An 18,203-nucleotide genomic window follows, 5' to 3' on the forward strand; every position below is an offset into this window, starting at 1 on the left:
GCAAGTATCAGTGTTTGGTTTCCTTGTTAAAGTACACCAGGTAGTAGTACATCTGTTTTTCCTCGTCCCAGCCCTTTTCAACAAAGCGTTCCGCAGATTCAGGATTGATGAAGTCGAGCCGGATCTGCACGTTGGTATCCAGGTTGATGACGTTCTTGATCTTCTTACGCGTATCTGATACCGCTTTGTTGGCAATGGGGAAGGAAGATACATCCTCAATGCTGTATTTGGGTCCCCTTTCCACCTTGTAGTGTTTGAATTCGGGGATGAGGTCGGGATTGTCCATGACCTCGTTGAGGAAACGCGTCTCCTCAAAGTCGTCATTCTTGGCAAAGTGATTGACCGCCCTGTTCATAAAGAGTACTTCCTGTTGTTTGTCCTCTGCCGGCAGGACCACATCCTTGGCAAAATTCTGGCAGAATTTGAGGTAGTTCTTGGTATAGAAATTTTCATCCGGCAATACTTCAACCCCCAGGAAGTTCTCGAGCCAGTATTTGGCGTCATACCGGTTGCTGTCTACCGACAGGACTTTGTATCCCTCCTCCGGGAGGACATTGAAGATCAGGCATCCTTTATCCAGTTTGTTGAGGTTGATCCCCTCTTCTAGTTTCATCTTCAACAGGCCCGGCTTTTCTTCGAACTGCAGGAATTCCTGCTTGATTTCGCTTTTAAAGATCCCAAGGGCTTCCACCTTTTCCTTGTCCAGGACGATGTTGCTGAGCCTGACCACAAAGACCTCACCATTCTTGATGTGGGGATGTCCTGATTGATCGTACAGGTGACGGGCAATCAGTTTCGACTGTTCCTGAAGTGCGGCAGGGTTCATAAAAATCGTCTTGGCTGCCTTATAGACTTCATTGAATTCAACATCGGCCTCATGGTCCAGGGTGTAGTAATTCTCCTCTTTCTCCCTGAAGGGTTTCAGGAAGAATTCTTTGAGGAGCCCCCTGGATTCGTCGTTGAGTTCCTGGGCCGATTCCGAGAGAAAGAGGCCTTCATTCCTGTGTTTATTGCCGATGCGGTGGAGAGATACCTCGTCTATCTGGGCATTGAATAGGTTGATCATAAAAGCGTAGCTTAATTAAAGGGTTTGCGGTAAAAATTCAGGAGTTAATTGAAAGAGACCTCAGTTCCAGTTTTCTTCAAAATCCAGATCGTCATAACGGTCGAAGGTCTCGTCGAAGTCGAAATTCGGATCCGCCTCAAAGGTCTTTTCCGGAGGGGTGTCAGGAAGTTCCCCGAAACTGAAAAGGACATTGGGGTATTGGTGCCCTTCGGTTTCCTCGACAATGTCGGCGAGTTCTACAAAGAAGGTCCACATACTCAGAAAATCGTATACATAGATCATTTTGGGATGTTCTCTTGTGAGCACATCTTCCAGGAAGGTCTCGTTCATCAGGCGGACAGACTCATTCCCTTCACTCATATCGAAGAGTGCAATCTCCTCCTGCTGATTCCAGTTGTCGTCACAGGTATAGAAGGAAGCCATCTCATCTCCCATAAAACCAAAAGCCTGGGTGATGGCATTGTGGAAATCTTCCATAGTGCTTTCCGCCTCAATCTCGATATCCCTGAAGATATCTTCCTTCGCATCCAGGATGATCCTGATCTTATAAACCATACTTCATTTCATTTCCAAAGTTCAAAGGTACGAAGTTTCCGGGCTGATTTTCTTTTTTCGGGTCTCCAGTACCAGATAAAATTGAAGGCCGAACATAAGAGCCGCCAACACCAGGTGGAGAGGCTGGGATCCGAAGGGAAAATCGAAATAATACATGGCGATCCCGGTCAGGACCTCTATTCCTATGAGCCCCATAACCCAGTATATCATACCATATCCCAGTTTTTTTGTAAAGATCTGAAAGGCGATCCATCCGTTGAGCAGAACCACGGCTATGGAGAGGGAACGGTGAATATAGAATTGCACTTCCGGTTCAGACAACCACAGGCCTTTGGCATTTGCTCCCAGCAGGTCGATCTGCGTATCGATAAATTGCCTTACCTGGGTTCCGAGCACGATCTGCACCAGGGTAAGTCCAAGGGCGACCCACAGCAGGTTATGGATGGATTTGTCGAAGAGCCTCGAGTCTTCGTTCCTGCGGGTCTGTTGCAGGAGGTAAATTAGCAGGGCCACAATGACAAGGGCCATGACCATATGAATAGTGATGCGCACAGGCAGCAGCACGGAGTACACCACAGTCGCCCCTAACCAAGCCTGGAAAAGCATTCCGAATACGACAAGCCAACTCACCAAGGTTATACGTTTGTCTGTTTTCCAAAATCCAAAAGAGGACAGTGCCAGAAATAAGGTGGCCAATCCTGCTAAAGCTCCCAGGAGTCGGTTGATATACTCTATCCATGTATGGGTGGCGTTAAAGACGGCGTAATCGTGTTTTGTATAGGGCTCCCAGTTGGCGGAATCGTATTCCTCCCCCGTTGTAAAGTCCGACTTGGCGACCCAGAGGGATTCCTCCCTGATGATCACCTGGCCTTTTTCGAAGGTCCGGTCAGGTTGCCAGAGCAACTCGGCTTCCTGGGTAGGGGGGATATAATAACCAAAACACTTGGGCCAGTCAGGGCAGCCCATACCGCTGCCGGTCATCCTGACCACAGCCCCTGCAATGATGACAAGGTAAACCAAGATGAGGGAAGTCCTTGCCAGGGGGCGATAGAATCTACGCATAGTTCTTACTTCAAAAACAACACAAAAATACCACTCTTTTGGGTCTTAAAAAGACAGGAATCATGTCAGAAAATAGATTGTAAAGATGCCGCATCGACCCGACTTATGGCTCAATTCCCAGCTCCCTGGCCTTTTTCATCATAAAGTCCCTGGCAGCTCCGTATTCATTCGGGATCTCCCCGTCGAGGATGGCTTCCTTGATCGCATCTTTTATCAGGCCGACTTCCCTTGATGGAGAAAGCCCAAAAGTCTCCATGATCTCCTCCCCGCTGACAGGGGGTTGAAAATTCCGTATGTGGTCCCTTTCTTCTACTTCCTCGATCTTCTCTCTTACTTTTTTGAAATTGTTGAGGTAGCGTTTCTTTTTTCTGGGATTTTTAGTAGTGATATCGGCCTCGCACAGGGTCATAAGGTCTTCTACATAGTCGCCTGCATCGAAGATCAACCGGCGAACTGCGGAATCCGTGACAAAATCCTCGGATAAAACGATGGGCCTGGAACTCATCAGGACCATCTTCTGCACGAATTTCATCTTTTCATTCAGGGGCAGGCGCATTCTCTTGAAAAGCTTGTAAACCATTTTGGCACCTACGAATTCGTGAGCGTGAAAGGTCCAACCCAACTTCTTGTCGTAGCGCTTAGTTGGCGCCTTGCCGATATCGTGCAAGAGAGCGGCCCATCGGAGCCAAAGATCGTCTGTCTTTGCAGCGATATTGTCGACCACTTCCAGGGTATGCCAGAAATTATCCTTATGCCTTTGCCCTTCTACCTCTTCAATTCCCTGTAAGGCTACCAGTTCGGGGAGGATCAAAGGCAAAAGACCGGTTTTATGTAGCAGGGCAAACCCCGTGGATGGGGTGTCGCTCATCAGTATCTTATTGAGTTCGTCCACGATACGCTCAGTGGATACAATTTTTATCCTCGATTTGTTCTCGGTGATCGCCGAAAGGGAGTTGCTTTCTATCCTGAATCCCAGTTGGGTGGCAAAGCGAATAGCTCGGAGCATCCTGAGAGGATCGTCAGAGTAGGTTACCCCGGGTTCAAGGGGTGTCCTGAGTATCTTTTTGTCCAGGTCGTCCAGGCCCCCGAAGGGATCGAGGAGGTCCCCAAAATTATGCTCGTTCAGGGATAGAGCAAGAGCATTGATCGTAAAATCCCGTCTGTTCTGGTCGTCCTCGAGGGTACCGTCTTCCACCACCGGATTCCTGCTGTCACGGTTGTAGCTCTCTTTCCTGGCCCCGACGAATTCAACTTCAGTTTCTCCTACCTTCAGCATGGCGGTGCCGAAGTTCCTGAACACAGTCACCTCAGGTTTTCCCGGGGAGAGGTCAGCCACTTTCTTCGCCAGTGAAATCCCGCTACCTACCGAAACGATGTCTATATCTTTAGGGATGCGTCGACCCAGAAGCAGGTCTCGGACAAACCCACCGATCACGTAACTCTCGAGCGACAGTTCCCTGGAAGCCCTGGCGACTATTTGAAACACAGGTCCTTCAAGAGCTTCTTTGTAGTTTGTCTTCCTCATAATTATTCCCGTATCACTTTTACGGTGCCATCGTTACCCAGTGCAATGATGGAGGAGGGAAGGGTTATCCCTTTTTCGCGATGCAAATTTACCACATAGTCCACTCCTTTTAAAATCGCCGCGGGGATTTCTCCGAAGTGTTGGGGCTCCGGCATTACTGCAATATTTGCGGAGGTTGAGACTATTGGTTTTTTAAATGCGTTGATCAGGTAGCGGCAGAACTTGTCAGAGGCAACTCTTATGGCTAAGGAGCCATCCTCGGCGATCAAACCTGAAGCAACCCCCCGGGGTTTGTCGAAGACTAAGGTGGTGGGTTTGGTTGCCAGGTCCATGATCTCCCAGGCCAGATCGGGAACCTGCTCCACATATCGTTCCAGCATGGCGTCATTGCCCACCAGGCAAACCATGGGTTTATTTTCAGGCAGTGCTTTTAAAGCACGGACCTTCTTCACTGCTTTTTCGTCCGTAGCATCACAACCTATCCCCAATATTGTATCCGTGGGGTAGAGGATGAGTCCGCCCGCAGAGAGCACCTCCAGACACTTCCGTATCTCTGCCTGGAAATCATTCATGACTCAGGAACTTTCTCAGGTCGAAATGATCCACCAACTGCCTCCATTGTACGCTGTTAAGGTCTTTTTTGATGTTCTCGTGTTTGAGGGAGAATTTCTGGGAACCCATGATGGGGATCCCTTTTTTACCCGAGTTGGAAGCCGGCCTGCATACCGTACCATTCAGGAGGGACATAGACTTGAACCATAGGTCGTCTGCCTTGGGTGCCAATTTCAGGAAAAGATCATCTCGGGAATAAAGGGGATTCAGGGATCCGGGCGGATAGAGCACTCCTTCTGCTCCGATGGGAAGCACCCAAGGGGAGGCATCCTGTTCCGGGAGATCCACCGGCCACTGCTCGTATGGCAGGAAATTGCCCTGCGCATCTGTGCGGATAGTTCGGGTTTGATTGCCGATTACAGCTCGCGGATAGCGTTCGGATTCTTCATACAATCGCTGCAGCCATTGGGGTCTGTACATCAGGTCGTCGTCACAGGTGATGATCCTTTCAGACGGGTAGGCCTCGAGGGAATGGATCAGCTTTTTATGGGAGCAGTGCAGGGGAGTGGGCCTGATCTCGAAGATCTCGTTTTGCAGGGAGGTGAGTCTGGGTGGGAGTTTTGTCAGCAGGGATTCGTGGATCCAGAGCAGTATCTTTTTTGGGGCTACACTCTGTGTCAGCAGGCTCCTGATGACCAGGTCTACCAATCGGAGTCTGGGCTCTATGGTGGTCAGGGAGACCACGACGGGGACCTGTGGTTTTGAGCTCGATCCCGGTCCGTATCGCGTCCCATACCTGAGCTTGAGGGTTTGATAAAGGGATTCGGGGATTTCTTTGACTTTCATAGAGAATGGGAATCGGCTGTCTGTGTTGTGCAAATTACGTTATCCATGTGAGAAGCACCAAATGCTGAAACGAAATCGAGATTTGGCATGAAGGATAACTTCCCAGAGCCAGACACTCCAAATCCATGCTATAATTTCTTCATGAAACATGGTAATTGGATAAAGTCTCCTATTTTTGTGCGATGCAGCAGACAGCACCTAAGATCTCGATCGTCGTCAGCACCTATAATTCGGAGGCCTGGCTTGAAAAGGTCCTCTGGGGATTCCAATACCAGACTTTTAAGGATTTCGAAGTGGTGATCGCTGATGACGGCTCCGGTCCGGCTACCCGGAAGTTGCTGGAGGAAATGCAGAAGAAGGTATTCTATCCCATCATTCACATCTGGCAGGAAGACGACGGGTTCCAGAAATCACGTATTCTCAACAAGGCGGTTGTTGCCTGCAATGCTCCTTATATCATCATGACCGACGGCGATTGTATCCCAAGGGAGGATTTCGTGGAAGTGCATTACATCAACAAGGAACCAGGCTATTTTATTTCCGGGGGATACTACATGCTGCCCATGAACATTTCCAAGGCCATTACCAGGGAAGATATAGAGAAACAGAATTGCTTTAATATCCATTGGTTAAAGAACATGGGGATCCCAAAGACCTTTAAGAACAACAAACTCACTGCGCGGGGATTTATCTCTAAATTCTTCAACACCATCACACCCACCAATGCGAGTTGGAACGGTCATAATTCCTCCGGGTGGAAAAAGGATATCCTCAATGTCAATGGTTTTGACGAGCGTATGCAATACGGAGGGCAGGATCGTGAGCTGGGGGAACGCCTTTTTAATTTTGGGATCAGATCCAAACAATTGAGATACAGTGCGGTCTGTGTGCATTTAGATCACAAACGTGGCTATAAAACCCCGGAGTCCATAGAGAAGAATAAAGCGATCAGAAAAGAGACCCGGAGTCAAAAACGGGTCTGGACGCACTACGGCATAAGCAAGTAATAGGCAAGGGCGTTCTTTCTCTCCAGGCGTTTCAGTTCCCTGAATCGCTCTAGTACTCCCAGAGCGTTGAGATAACAGATCGTCAACCCTTTTTTACCATCCAGGATCCCTAACCTCAGAATATAGTGGTTGAAGAATTTCCAGGCCGGTTTTACTATGTAGTAGAAATAGTTGAAGCTTTTCTCCCTGTAGAAATCCTCCTTGGCTTTTAGTCGGCCATAATTAAGCATCTTCGACTTGTAATCGGAGTAATCCTTATAGCAGTAATGGATCAGTTTCTCTTTGAGAATTCCTGATGTACCGTCTACTTCAAGGGTCTCATGGACGATCTTCTTATCCGTAAATTTAGCTTTGTCCTTTTGGAAGAGGCGGTAGTTCTTATCGGTTTGCCATCCGCTATACCGCAGAGGAGTCTTCTGGAACATAAATTTCCTGTAAAACCAATAGGCTGCGTGAGGCGATTCGAGCTGAACCGTTTCCAGTATCTCATTCCTGAGGGCTTCCGGAATGATCTCATCGGCATCCACGAAAAGTATCCAGGGATGGGAGGCCTGGCTCAATGCAAAGGTCTTTTGCTGGGTAAAATTCGAGAAGGGGTGTTGAATGGCTTTGACTTTCGGATGTTCCTTGAGATATTCATAGGTCCCATCCGTGCTGTATGAATCCACAACCACAATTTCATCGGCAAAGGAAACAGAATCAATACAGTCCTGAATATATCCCATCTCATTATAGGTGATGATCAGCGCTGATATTTTATGATGTTCCTTTTTCATACTTGTAATTGAGGTTATATCCTGGCTTTAAGCCAAAATAATAACTTGAAATTATCGATTAAATTGCCTTTTGAAAGTAAATTCTTACAATTTAAACCGCTACATTATATTCCCTCAGGGCATCGTTCAGGGAGGTTTTCAGATCTGTGCTCGGTTTCCGTTTCCCGATGATCAGAGCACAGGGCACCTGATATTCTCCTGCGGCAAATTTCTTAGTGTAGCTCCCTGGTATAACAACTGAGCGCGCCGGAACCCTACCTTTCATCTCTATAGGCTCTGACCCGGTCACATCGATGATCTTGGTTGAAGCGGTCAACACCACGTTGGCACCCAGCACGGCTTCACGTTCTACTCTCACTCCTTCCACAACTATGCATCGGCTTCCCACAAAGGCATTGTCCTCAATGATCACAGGGGCTGCCTGCAGGGGTTCCAGCACCCCTCCAATCCCAACACCCCCGCTTAGGTGTACGTTCTTCCCTATCTGTGCACAACTACCTACGGTAGCCCAGGTATCTACCATGGTCCCGCTGTCTACATACGCTCCGATATTCACATAACTCGGCATGAGGATGGTACCGGAGGCGATGAATGCACCGTGCCTGGCCACTGCGTGGGGTACAACTCTCACGCCTTTTTCTTTATATCCTTTTTTGAGCGGTATCTTATCGTGGTATTCGAAGATGCCAACCTCGTAAGTATCCATCTTCTGAATAGGAAAGTAAAGTACCACTGCCTTTTTTACCCATTCGTTGATCTGCCAGTCGTCCCCTGTAGGTTCGGCACATCTGAGTTTTCCCTGATCGATCAGGTTAACGACTTCCCTTATGGCCGTCTGAGTCCCGGAATCCGCCAGCAAGTCTCGATTCTCCCAGGCTTTTTCCACGATTTTCTTCAACTCTTCCATAGGCTAAACAAATTTGCCGCAAAGATAGTGGGATGGGGTGGATTATGGAGAGCATTTTGACAGGAATAACAATTTATCCTGTACTTTTGCAAAAATTAATGGAATTGGGGAGGATCATTGCCTTGGATTACGGAAAAGTCAGGACGGGAATAGCGGTCACAGACCCCTTGCAACTCATAGCTTCCGGGCTGACCACCGTAGATACAAAGGCCTTGATCCCTTTTCTGGAAACCTATCTGGCCGAAGAGAGCATCGCTGCTTTGGTCGTAGGAGAACCCCGGCAAATGGACAACTCCCCGTCGGAGTCGGAAGCAATGATCAGCAGCTTCATCGACAAATGGGAGAAATTGTATCCGGAGATCCCGGTATACCGGCAGGATGAACGGTTTACTTCCCGTGAGGCTTTGAAAAGCATGATCGCCTCCGGCGTTAAGAAAAGCAAGAGAAGAGAAAAGGCCCTGGTGGATGAGGTGAGTGCAACCCTCATTCTGCAGGGATATCTCGACAGGATAAAAAATTGAGAACCTACTAGAGATCAGATCAGAATATGATTTTACCAATTGTTGCCTATGGTGATCCGGTTTTGCGGAAGATAAGTACAGAAATCGATGAGGATTACGAAGGTCTGGACACCCTTATTTCCAACATGTGGGAAACGATGTACAATGCCAGTGGGGTAGGCCTGGCGGCCCCACAGATCGGTCTTGCCATCAGATTGTTCCTCGTAGACACCAGTCCTTTTGCCGATGATGAAGAACTCTCGGCGGAGGAGAGAAAACAGCTCGAAGGTTTCAAAAGAGTTTTTATAAATGCGAAGATCCTGGAGGAAACCGGAAATTCATGGGCCTTTAATGAAGGGTGTTTGAGTATACCGGATATACGGGAAGACATCACCCGCCTGGATACCATCACCCTGAGGTATCAGGACGAGAATTTCGTGGAACATACAGAGACCTTCGACGGACTGCTGGCACGTGTTATCCAGCACGAATACGATCACATTGAGGGTATACTCTTCACAGACAAGGTATCGAGCCTTAAGAAACGACTTCTCAAAGGGAAACTCTCCAACATATCCAAGGGAAAAATACAGGTGGATTACAGGATGCGATTCCCCCTGTTAAAAAAAGGCAGATAGGATGCGATATTCCTTATTATTTTACATATTTGCCGCCTAAAATCAGGAATTGAATGAGTCTGGACAAGATCTTATCCATCGGAGGAAAACCGGGACTGTTTAAGTTGCTTACCCAAACCCGCTCGGGCTTTGTGGCTGAATCACTGCTGGATGGTAAAAAGGTTACGGTAGGGATGACCAATAATGTAAGCGTACTCTCTGAGATAGCCATTTTTACCCTGGAAGAGGAACTGCCTCTGAAGGCCGTTTTTAATAAGATCAAGGAGAAGGAGAATGGAGGAAAGACCTCCATAGGCCACAAAGAGGACAAGATCAAGCTCGAGGAGTATTTCTTCGAAGTAGTACCCAATTACGATGAAGACCGTGTCTATCCCAGCGATATAAAGAAGGTCATACAGTGGTACAACCTCCTGCACCAGCACGGGATCACCGATTTTGAACCAGAGGAATCACCGGAAGAAGGGGAAGAAAAATAGGTTTTTGATCCCGGTTCAACCCATATAATTTCTCATAATTATCTCTATATTCGGAGTCTGAACAAAACTGAGACTCCAGATGATACATTCGTGCTTTCGATCCCTCCCTGTCGCACTACTTCTCATTTTTTCAACATTCCAATTAAAAGCTCAGGATTCCATCCAGGCTGTGGATTCCACCAAAAAGGCTACTAAGGAACTGCCTTTAGAGCCAGAGAGGAAAATCAGCTTCACAACCTCAGAAGGTACCTGGATATCCCTGGACGTCAGTCCGGATGGTTCAACCATCGTCTTCGACCTGATGGGAGATATCTACACTTTGCCCATACAGGGAGGCAAAGCTGTACCTGTCACCCAGGGCATGGCCTATGATGTCCATCCGCGGTTCAGCCCGGATGGAAAGTCGATTGTTTTCATATCCGACAAGAGTGGCTCTGACAATGTCTGGACGCTGAGACTTGAGGACAATGAAGAAAAGCAGATCAGCAAGGCAAACAACCAGAATTTCTTCGCTGCAGAATGGACCCCGGACGGGGAGTATATTTTAGCAGCCCAGGGAAGGCGGAATATCAAAATGCATATTTATCACAGGGAAGGCGGATCGGGAAGTGCACTGATCTCTGAACCCAAAAACCTCAAGACCATCGACCCTGCCATAAGCCCGGATGGAAAACTGCTCTATTTCTCCCAGCGGCAGAACGCCTGGAATTACAATGCCCGCTTACCTCAATACCAGATAGGGACCTATGATATGGAAGATGGCGATATGGCGGTGATTACCTCCCGCTATGGCTCTGCCTTTACGCCCACCTTGTCTCCGGACGGAAACTGGCTGGTATACGGAAGCAGATACGAGGAGAAAACCGGACTCGTCCTGCGGGATCTCAATTCCGGGAAGGAGCGATGGCTGGCGTATCCCGTACAAAGGGACGAACAGGAATCCATAGCGCCTTTGGGCGTCCTCCCGGCCATGTCCTTTACTCCTGACAGTAAAAAACTGCTCACCTCCTATGGAGGTAAACTCTATTCCATTGATATTTCGAACAACACAGCCTCGGAAATCCCATTTACAGCCGAAGTAGACCTCGACATGGGTCCGAGGTTGAAATTCTCTTATCCCATTGAGGATACCCCTGAAGCCCTGGTGACCCAGATCCGGGATGCAAGGCCTTCCCCGGACGGAAAAAAACTCGCCTTTACAGCCCTGAACAGGCTTTATGTCATGGACCTTCCTGATGGTACTCCCAGAAGGCTTTCGGACCACAATTTTACAGAGGCCCAGCCCAGTTGGTCACCGGATGGCAAGTGGCTGGTATATACGACCTGGAAGGAAGGAGGAGGACATCTCTTCAAGGTCAATGTAGATGGAAGGCCCAGACAGGTGCAATTAACCCGCCAGGCGGGGATTTACAGTAACCCGCAGTGGTCGTATTCCGTGAATAGGATTGCCTTTCAAAGGGGAACCGCACAGGCCTATGAGGATGCCGTGGGACCCCGGGCGAGGGGAGCCCAGGAAGACCTGGTCTGGATCTCTTCAGACGGGGGTCCTGTTCAATTCATAGATAAATCGAAAGGGAGAGAACAACCGCATTTTACCCGGGTTGATGACAGGATCTACCTGAGCCACTCTACCAAGGGCCTGATATCAATACGCTGGGACGGGACAGATGAAAAGGAGTTATTGAAGCTGAAGGGGATAGAGACATACGGCTCTAGCGATATTTTTGGCAGGGACCATATGGAAGGAGCCATTCCTCATTATTTGCCCATGGTTGAAGACAACAGGGAAGATAATGACAAGGCTTCTCGCCCTTCGGAGATCCGTATCTCCCCGGACGGGACCACAGCCCTGGCTCTGATCAACAACGATATCTATACCGTTACGATCCCGAGGTATGGGAAGACACCCACTATCTCCGTAGCCAAACCTGAAAAGGCTGCTTTCCCCGCGGTGAAACTAACCACCCTGGGAGGTGAGTTCCCGGCCTGGTCTGATGACAGCAAGAAGGTTCACTGGTCACTCGGAGCCAGTCATTTCCGCTATGACCTTGCGGCCGGAAAGCAGTACAGGGATAGTGTGGCTGCAGCGAAGAAAGCGGAGAAAGAACTAGCCGGTGCTGAAAAACAAAAAGATTCTACGGCCAACGGAAATGAAAAAGAAAAGGAAAGTGAGGTCTTTGAAGCAGAGGAATTCAAGATCAAGGTGAAATACAAACGGCACATTCCTGAAGGTACTTTATTGTTGAAAGGAGGAAGGATCATCACCATGAAAGGGGATGAGGTCATTGAGAACGGTGATATCCTGATCGAGAACAACCGGATCAAGGCTCTTGGGCCAAACGGTTCCATCACCATGCCCAAAAATACTAGGGTCATCGATGTAAGCGGAAAAACACTCACACCCGGATTTGTGGACACCCACGCCCACATGTGGCCTATTTGGGGAATCCATAAAAATCAGGTATGGATGTACTCTGCCAACCTCGCTTATGGGGTCACCACGACCCGGGATCCACAGACCGCCACTACCGACGTGCTTACGTATTCTGACATGGTGGAGGCAGGAATGCTGCACGGTCCGCGGGTATACAGCACGGGACCCGGAGTGGGATTCTGGAGGTACAAGATCGAGAGCCTGGATCATGCCAAACGGGTTTTGAAACAGTACAGTGAATACTATCATACAAAGACCATCAAGATGTACCTGGTCGGGAACAGACAGCAGAGGCAATGGGTTATTATGGCCGCTAAGGAACTTGAGTTGATGCCGACGACAGAAGGGGGTCTCGATTTTAAGTTGAACATGAACCAGTTGCTTGACGGGTATCCGGGCCATGAACATTCCCTTCCGATCTATCCCATCTACAGGGATGTGGTCAAAACCATAGCAGAGTCAAAAATGGCCGTAACTCCGACCCTGCTGGTCTCTTATGGCGGCCCCTGGGCAGAAAATTATTTCTATGCTAAGGAAGATGTGTGGGGTGATGCAAAATTGCAGCACTTTACACCATATGAAGAACTGGCAAATAAATCCAGGCGAAGGCCGGGTTGGTTCATGGATGAGGAACACGTCTTTATGAAACATGCCGAGTTTATGAATGATCTGGTCCGGGAAGGCGGACTTGCCGGGATAGGCAGTCATGGTCAGTTGCAGGGTCTCGGATTTCACTGGGAACTGTGGTCGGTGGCCAGCGGGGGCATGAAGAACCACGACGCCCTGAAGGTAGCAACCATTCAGGGGGCTACGGCAATCGGACTCGAAAAGGACCTCGGATCCCTTGAAGCTGGTAAGCTGGCTGATATCCTTATCCTGGCGGAAGATCCCCTGGAGGATCTGAGGAATACCAATACGCTCACGCATGTGATCAGGAATGGCACCGTTTACGATGCCGAAACCCTGGATGAGGTATGGCCGGTAGAAAAGAAAGCGGCACCATTTAGCTGGCAATCCGAAAAACCAAAGGGTATTCCGGGTATAAAGCATTGATTCTGAATGATCTCTATGTTGGCGATTATCGGGAAGTATCCCTGATAAAATCCGCGACATCCTTCTTAAAATGTGCCATAGACGGTGGATGGGTATACATCATATGCCCGGCCTCGTAATACTTCATGATGATGTTTTCCTTAATCTCCGGGGTCAGCCCCAGATGACTGATACTGTGCTCCACCCCGTAGAAGACCGTGGCAATATCGTAGATTCCGTTGAGGATGAGGACTTTCACATGGGGATCCCTAGACATGGCTTCTGCCAGATCCACTCCCGTATTGATGGCGGCCTGTGTACCCCAGCGCTCGTTTCCCTCGTGTTTCCAATCCCATTTAAAGCCTTTTCTCTCATAAGCTGAGGTGGCGTAATGCAAGGACTTGTCCACCTTCAGGTCACGGTACAAGTAATCGAGAAATCCGGCTGTATAAGCAGGGGAAATGGCCGAGCTTTGAGGATCATGGTTGCCTTCCTGGGCCAACAGGTCCTGATTGATCCCTGTGAAGCGGGAGTCTAACCGACCTACGATTTCACCTTTATCCCTGAGGAATTCCGCAAAGAATTCGCTGTTGGTGACCCTCAGGTCTGCCTTTACCCAATAGTCGGCCTTCGTCCCGGTATACATCGCGAGTTTTGCAGCCATCGCACTTTTCTCATCCTCCGTAAGCCGATCCCCTTTGAAGAGGGCAGGGGTGTATTCTTCTTCTGTGAACTTCCTCACCTTATCCAAAAATACATAGAGATCAGTCGGTTTATCCGGGATCATATCGTGGTACCAGGCCGTTGCTGCATAGGTGGGAAAATGGACGATATACGGCAGATCGTCCTCGGGCGGGAAGAGAAGTGTCCTCAGGTCAAATACCGCTGAGACCATGATGACCCCGTTCAGGGCGATCCCATCTTTTAGCAGCCGGTTCATCAACCCCGCATTTCTGAATGTGCCATAACTCTCTCCCAGCAGGTATTTGGGACTGTTCATCCTGTCGTTTGCGATCAGGAACTGCCTGATAAAGAGGGCAAGGCTCCTTATGTCCTGGTCGACTCCCCAGAAATCCTTGAATTGAGCTTTCCCCAGGGGAACACTCAGGCCGGTTCCCACGGGGTCGATCATGACCAGGTCGGCCACGTCCAGGATGGAGAAATTGTTATTGACGATCTGATAAGGAGACGCCGGAGTGTAGTCCGGATCGTTCACTACGATTCTTTTGGGCCCAAGGATGCCCATATGAAGCCAGTAGGAAGAAGAGCCGGGACCCCCGTTATAGGCGAATACGACAGGCCTCCTTCGTGTTTCGGATTCCCTCTTGTCTCCCTTGGTATAGAAGGTATGGCCCATAAGGGCGATGGGTTTGTTCTGTTCGTCCCTTACTTCAAAGGTCCCTGCCTGTGCTGTGAGGTAGAGGGTCCTTCCATTTATGTTTACACTTTGCATGCTGGTAAAAACTTCGGCTTCAGGGATAGTATCCCGTTCTGCCTGGCCATGAACCATTTGCATTATAAACAATGTGGTTAAAATGTAAATCCTTTTCATGATTTTCGGGTTAGTGAGTTTGTCGTATCTCCTGAGGTCAGTCTTTGATGATCTCCCTCGATTTCTCGGGAGGTTTTACCCAATCGATCCTGGGTGAGGGATAATAGGCTACATTCATCATTTCCAGGAAGGGAGTTTGATGAGCCAGTCGCACCCTGAAATCCTCCCAGTCCCTGTTTTCCTCCAGGCTCCAGCTGAGTTCGGCATACCCAATAGCCCTGGGGAAGGCCAGGTACTCCAGCTCCTGAATATTGCTGATCGTCTCAGACCAAAGAGGGGCTTCTACCCCAAGGATCTTGTCTTTTGGGATCGCAGGGACGTAAGTTTCCGGGTTCCAGATATAAGCAGTGTCTACCGGTATATACGCGGCCCAGTGCAGGCCGTGTTTAGAAAGTGTATCGTATTGCATGTCAAGATAGGCTTTTTTAGCAGGAGAAAGGATCACCTTCATCCCTTTGCTGACAGCTGTTGTAGCATTTTCCGCATCGGCCCAGAACTGGGCAATGGAAGAAGGGTCCACATCGGCCTGGGCGATCTCATCCCATCCAATCATGGTCTTCCCGTACTTCTGGACGATTTTTTCCACCCTGTTGACAAAGTAGATATAATCATGTTTTTTCGTGGAATGGCTTTCATCACCCCCAATGTGGAAATACGGCCCCGGTGTGATGGCGGAGATTTCCCGCACCACGTCATCCAGGAACGCGTAGACCGTATCCTTCCGGGTGTCGAAGGTACTGAAACCCACCCTTGTGCCTTCGTACAGCTTGAGGGGTTTCCCCGTTCCGTCGAGGAAAGGGTAGGAGACGGAGGCTGCGTTTGTATGTCCCGGCATGTCAACTTCGGGGATGACCGTCATAAAATGCTCTGAGGCATAGGCTACGATCTCCTTGTAGTCCTCCTGGGTGAAGAATCCACCTGCTTCCCCGCCGACCTCCGTGCTTCCTCCAACTTCTGTGAGTTTTGGCCAGGATTTTATCTCAATTCGCCACCCCTGGTCGTCAGTGAGGTGCAGGTGCAGGACGTTGAATTTGTAATAGGCCAGCAGGTCAATGTATTTTTTAACGTCTTCCACGCTGAAGAAGTGGCGGGCCACATCGAGCATGGAGCCCCTGAAACCAAAATTGGGATGGTCTTCTACAGTACCGGATGCCACAGGCCAGATCGGATGTTCTGCCAGGGTATCATTGGAAACTTCAGGGATGAGTTGCCTGATGGTCTGCACTCCCCTGAAGGCTGCTTCAGCCGTTGGCGCCTCCAGGATCATAGAATCTTTAGAAATGGAAAGTCGGTATGCCTCCTGATCAGGCCAGGACACTCCGTTTTCTTGACGGAAAAAGATTACCGGATCGCCTTCATTCCCCGTTTCCGGGTTTACTTCCGGCCGGATCCCGGCCTTCTGACTGATCTTGTCCGCCAGAAAGGAAGCCACCTCTGCCAGCCGCTCGTCTTCACCCTGGGTGACGATCCGGGTGAACGAGTCGAGGCGAAAACTGCTGTTTGAAGGTACAACCTTAGAGGGAATGGGAATAAGGTGTTGCTTACTGATATCCAGTGAGGGCATGTCGATCTCCTCGCGGGCTTTTTCACAGGAGTAACTACTTATTAAAAAGACTGTGATCAGGCCCATCCAAAATAAATTCTTTGTCATTTTCATACGTATCAATTTATGTATTTGCTGAGCACTTCGTACCAAAGTGCATATCCTTTTTCATTCATGTGTAAGCCGTCCTCCTCGAACAGGCTTTCATTCAGCTGTTCGTCCATAAGCATTATGTCCCAAATGTTGGCGAACTCTACGCGCTCCGATTTTAAGGCGTACTCTTCCAGCTTGCGATTCAGTCTCTGGAAACGCCTTTTTAATCTCCACCTTTCCGGGCTGGGCTTAGCGGCGATCAGGACAAATTCTGTATCGGGAAATTTCTCCCAGACCTTTTTCAGGATCTTCTTAGTGTTTTTCAAGACCCTGGAAGGACTTTTTCGATATTCGAGGTCATTATCCCCTTCATATATAAAGACCTTTTCGGGCCTGAAATCCAGGATTAGAGGTTTGATAAACTTGAGGAGATCTTTGCTTTCGGATCCTCCGAACCCTGTATTTATGATCTGATGGTCGGGAAAGGATTCCTCAAGGCCCGGCCACAACCTAATGCTTGAACTTCCCGTAAATACAACAGACCTTTGTTCACTTTCTTTGAGGTCTTCGTACTTCTGACTGATCAGGGCTACTTCCTCAGTGAAATCTTCTTTTTTTTGCGATATGCCCGATTCCAGGCCTATACATGAAATAATCACAAAGGCAATTAGCCTGATATGTTTCGAAACCGGGGTACTCATTTATTTGCCTGCAGGGTTTATGAGTTCTTCGGCTATGCCCCAATCGTAGAATCGTTCTATCCAGGAATCGGAAGGCAATCCCTGAGATCTCATCCCAAAACCGTGTCCGCCTTTTGAATACATGTGAAGAGCTACTCTCAGGCGGGCATCATACCAGGATTTGTACAAGTCCAGGCTCCCACTGGCGAGACCCAGGGGATCGTCTGAGGCACAAATAACCAACATGGGAGGTTGGTCTGCGGAGACAGGCTGCACGGGCATGGCATCCGTCCATGCATAGACGGGGACCAGGAAATCGGGTCCCGACTCAGGGGTGGCGTTGTAAGCAACTCCCATGGTAACGGCACCGCCGGCAGAAAAGCCCATAAAACCGATCCTGTCTTCCTTCAATCCCCATTCTTTGGCGTGTTCGCGTACGTGCTTTACCGCAGCAAGTCCATCCGCCACGGAATAGGGGATCACGACGGAGATCAGCCTTTTGAACTCCTCCAGGTTGTTTTTGCTCGTCTCGTTGAGGTCCCTGACCCCATCCTCCCCGGTTGGAACAAGCCGGTATTTGAGCACAAATGCGGTAATGCCTCGTTCAGCAAGCCAACGGGCTACCATATTTCCTTCGCTTTCTATACTCAGGGCGTACAACCCCCCTCCCGGGGCGATTACGACCGAAGTTCCATTGGCTGTGCCGGGAGCCGGTCTGAATACCTCCATCGTGGGTACGGAAACATTACAAACAACTTCTGTGTTCCAGATAGTGGAAAAGAAGGCCTTTTCACCTCCTTCCCAACTCACACTTTCAGGCTTTTCATATGGGAGGGCAATGATCTCCTGGGACTGTATGAACAGTCCGTTCAACAAAAGAGTAAAGATTAAAAAAACAGTTCTCATCTTATGGCGGGTCATTCTTATAAAGTCCAGCTCCTAAAATAACAAATAAAATG

At 49.0% G+C, this 18,203-nt stretch carries 17 protein-coding genes; 5 read left to right on the top strand and 12 right to left on the bottom strand.

All coding sequences use genetic code 11. The features are described 5' to 3' along the window. Positions 1 to 7: 7 nt before the first annotated feature. From IEV19_RS12435 to IEV19_RS12460, 6 genes are all read right to left on the bottom strand, one after another. Positions 8 to 1,066 carry a nucleoid-associated protein gene (locus IEV19_RS12435; RefSeq protein ID WP_188371059.1) on the bottom strand — a complete coding sequence of 353 codons (1,059 nt, stop codon included), beginning with the start codon at positions 1,064 to 1,066 and terminating at the stop codon, positions 8 to 10. A 60-nt stretch (positions 1,067 to 1,126) separates the two neighbouring features. After that, positions 1,127 to 1,621 carry an IS1096 element passenger TnpR family protein gene (locus IEV19_RS12440; RefSeq protein ID WP_188371060.1) on the bottom strand — a complete coding sequence of 165 codons (495 nt, stop codon included), beginning with the start codon at positions 1,619 to 1,621 and terminating at the stop codon, positions 1,127 to 1,129. A gap of 21 nt (positions 1,622 to 1,642) precedes the next feature. Further along, positions 1,643 to 2,683: a COX15/CtaA family protein gene (locus IEV19_RS12445; RefSeq protein WP_188371061.1), complete on the bottom strand. Its 1,041-nt coding sequence runs from the start codon at positions 2,681 to 2,683 to the stop codon at positions 1,643 to 1,645. A gap of 103 nt (positions 2,684 to 2,786) precedes the next feature. Beyond that, complete coding sequence (locus IEV19_RS12450; RefSeq protein WP_188371062.1) at positions 2,787 to 4,208, bottom strand: CCA tRNA nucleotidyltransferase; 1,422 nt, start codon at positions 4,206 to 4,208, stop codon at positions 2,787 to 2,789. Positions 4,209 to 4,210: 2 nt separating this feature from the next. Next, complete coding sequence (locus IEV19_RS12455; protein WP_188371063.1) at positions 4,211 to 4,780, bottom strand: L-threonylcarbamoyladenylate synthase; 570 nt, start codon at positions 4,778 to 4,780, stop codon at positions 4,211 to 4,213. Further along, positions 4,773 to 5,606: a glycosyltransferase family 2 protein gene (locus IEV19_RS12460; RefSeq protein ID WP_188371064.1), complete on the bottom strand. Its 834-nt coding sequence runs from the start codon at positions 5,604 to 5,606 to the stop codon at positions 4,773 to 4,775. The genes IEV19_RS12455 and IEV19_RS12460 overlap by 8 nt, the downstream gene beginning before the upstream one ends. 182 nt (positions 5,607 to 5,788) lie before the next feature. Here IEV19_RS12460 and IEV19_RS12465 point away from each other — a divergent pair, with 182 nt between their 5' ends. Further along, positions 5,789 to 6,613: a glycosyltransferase family 2 protein gene (locus IEV19_RS12465; protein ID WP_188371065.1), complete on the top strand. Its 825-nt coding sequence runs from the start codon at positions 5,789 to 5,791 to the stop codon at positions 6,611 to 6,613. On the opposite strand, the gene IEV19_RS12470 is transcribed toward IEV19_RS12465, so the two are convergent. Together IEV19_RS12470 and IEV19_RS12475 are read right to left on the bottom strand one after the other, a co-directional pair. Then, on the bottom strand, positions 6,595 to 7,389 hold the full coding sequence (locus IEV19_RS12470) for a glycosyltransferase family 2 protein (protein ID WP_188371066.1): 795 nt from the start codon (positions 7,387 to 7,389) through the stop codon (positions 6,595 to 6,597). The two genes, IEV19_RS12465 and IEV19_RS12470, sit on opposite strands and share 19 nt — an antisense overlap. A 91-nt stretch (positions 7,390 to 7,480) precedes the next feature. Further along, positions 7,481 to 8,296 (bottom strand): 2,3,4,5-tetrahydropyridine-2,6-dicarboxylate N-succinyltransferase, encoded by an 816-nt coding sequence (locus IEV19_RS12475; RefSeq protein ID WP_188371067.1) that lies wholly within the window; start codon positions 8,294 to 8,296, stop codon positions 7,481 to 7,483. A 104-nt stretch (positions 8,297 to 8,400) separates the two neighbouring features. Between IEV19_RS12475 and ruvX the strand changes: the two genes are divergently transcribed. The 4 genes from ruvX (at position 8,401) to IEV19_RS12495 (ending at position 13,397) form a co-directional block, all read left to right on the top strand. Beyond that, complete coding sequence (gene ruvX, locus IEV19_RS12480; protein WP_188371326.1) at positions 8,401 to 8,817, top strand: Holliday junction resolvase RuvX; 417 nt, start codon at positions 8,401 to 8,403, stop codon at positions 8,815 to 8,817. A gap of 26 nt (positions 8,818 to 8,843) precedes the next feature. Further along, the gene (gene def, locus IEV19_RS12485) at positions 8,844 to 9,434 is read left to right on the top strand and encodes a peptide deformylase (protein ID WP_188371068.1); all 591 of its coding nucleotides are present in this window, start codon (positions 8,844 to 8,846) and stop codon (positions 9,432 to 9,434) included. Positions 9,435 to 9,487: 53 nt separating this feature from the next. Beyond that, positions 9,488 to 9,910 (top strand): DUF5606 family protein, encoded by a 423-nt coding sequence (locus IEV19_RS12490; RefSeq protein ID WP_188371069.1) that lies wholly within the window; start codon positions 9,488 to 9,490, stop codon positions 9,908 to 9,910. Between the two features lie 79 nt (positions 9,911 to 9,989). Further along, positions 9,990 to 13,397, top strand: coding sequence for an amidohydrolase family protein (locus tag IEV19_RS12495; protein WP_188371070.1), 3,408 nt, complete (start codon positions 9,990 to 9,992; stop codon positions 13,395 to 13,397). Positions 13,398 to 13,422: 25 nt separating this feature from the next. Here the strand turns inward: IEV19_RS12495 and IEV19_RS12500 are convergent, their stop codons facing one another. From IEV19_RS12500 to IEV19_RS12515, 4 genes are read right to left on the bottom strand one after another with little or no spacing between them, the layout of a single operon-like run. After that, positions 13,423 to 14,928: a S10 family peptidase gene (locus IEV19_RS12500; protein ID WP_188371071.1), complete on the bottom strand. Its 1,506-nt coding sequence runs from the start codon at positions 14,926 to 14,928 to the stop codon at positions 13,423 to 13,425. A gap of 37 nt (positions 14,929 to 14,965) precedes the next feature. After that, on the bottom strand, positions 14,966 to 16,585 hold the full coding sequence (locus IEV19_RS12505) for a beta-N-acetylhexosaminidase (protein ID WP_308418542.1): 1,620 nt from the start codon (positions 16,583 to 16,585) through the stop codon (positions 14,966 to 14,968). Positions 16,586 to 16,590: 5 nt separating this feature from the next. Further along, the gene (locus IEV19_RS12510) at positions 16,591 to 17,265 is read right to left on the bottom strand and encodes a GDSL-type esterase/lipase family protein (RefSeq protein WP_188371072.1); all 675 of its coding nucleotides are present in this window, start codon (positions 17,263 to 17,265) and stop codon (positions 16,591 to 16,593) included. Beyond that, entirely contained in the window at positions 17,266 to 18,150 is an 885-nt protein-coding gene (locus IEV19_RS12515; RefSeq protein ID WP_188371073.1) for an alpha/beta hydrolase, read from the bottom strand. Positions 18,151 to 18,203: the final 53 nt, after the last annotated feature.

It is taken from the genome of Muriicola marianensis (genome assembly GCF_014638095.1).
In the GTDB taxonomy this organism is placed as follows: Bacteria; Bacteroidota; Bacteroidia; order Flavobacteriales; family Flavobacteriaceae; genus Muriicola; species Muriicola marianensis.

Bases quoted from the DNA above. Each gene is read 5' to 3' on its own strand.
- IEV19_RS12465 (WP_188371065.1), top strand. From the start codon at position 5,789: ATGCAGCAGACAGCACCTAAGATCTCGATCGTCGTCAGCACCTATAAT.
- IEV19_RS12440 (WP_188371060.1), bottom strand. From the start codon at position 1,621: ATGGTTTATAAGATCAGGATCATCCTGGATGCGAAGGAAGATATCTTC.
- IEV19_RS12445 (WP_188371061.1), bottom strand. From the start codon at position 2,683: ATGCGTAGATTCTATCGCCCCCTGGCAAGGACTTCCCTCATCTTGGTT.
- IEV19_RS12510 (WP_188371072.1), bottom strand. From the start codon at position 17,265: ATGAGTACCCCGGTTTCGAAACATATCAGGCTAATTGCCTTTGTGATT.
- IEV19_RS12475 (WP_188371067.1), bottom strand. From the start codon at position 8,296: ATGGAAGAGTTGAAGAAAATCGTGGAAAAAGCCTGGGAGAATCGAGAC.
- IEV19_RS12495 (WP_188371070.1), top strand. From the start codon at position 9,990: ATGATACATTCGTGCTTTCGATCCCTCCCTGTCGCACTACTTCTCATT.
- IEV19_RS12455 (WP_188371063.1), bottom strand. From the start codon at position 4,780: ATGAATGATTTCCAGGCAGAGATACGGAAGTGTCTGGAGGTGCTCTCT.
- IEV19_RS12470 (WP_188371066.1), bottom strand. From the start codon at position 7,389: ATGAAAAAGGAACATCATAAAATATCAGCGCTGATCATCACCTATAAT.
- IEV19_RS12490 (WP_188371069.1), top strand. From the start codon at position 9,488: ATGAGTCTGGACAAGATCTTATCCATCGGAGGAAAACCGGGACTGTTT.
- IEV19_RS12515 (WP_188371073.1), bottom strand. From the start codon at position 18,150: ATGAGAACTGTTTTTTTAATCTTTACTCTTTTGTTGAACGGACTGTTC.
- IEV19_RS12435 (WP_188371059.1), bottom strand. From the start codon at position 1,066: ATGATCAACCTATTCAATGCCCAGATAGACGAGGTATCTCTCCACCGC.
- IEV19_RS12500 (WP_188371071.1), bottom strand. From the start codon at position 14,928: ATGAAAAGGATTTACATTTTAACCACATTGTTTATAATGCAAATGGTT.
- IEV19_RS12460 (WP_188371064.1), bottom strand. From the start codon at position 5,606: ATGAAAGTCAAAGAAATCCCCGAATCCCTTTATCAAACCCTCAAGCTC.
- IEV19_RS12450 (WP_188371062.1), bottom strand. From the start codon at position 4,208: ATGAGGAAGACAAACTACAAAGAAGCTCTTGAAGGACCTGTGTTTCAA.
- IEV19_RS12505 (WP_308418542.1), bottom strand. From the start codon at position 16,585: ATGAAAATGACAAAGAATTTATTTTGGATGGGCCTGATCACAGTCTTT.
- def (WP_188371068.1), top strand. From the start codon at position 8,844: ATGATTTTACCAATTGTTGCCTATGGTGATCCGGTTTTGCGGAAGATA.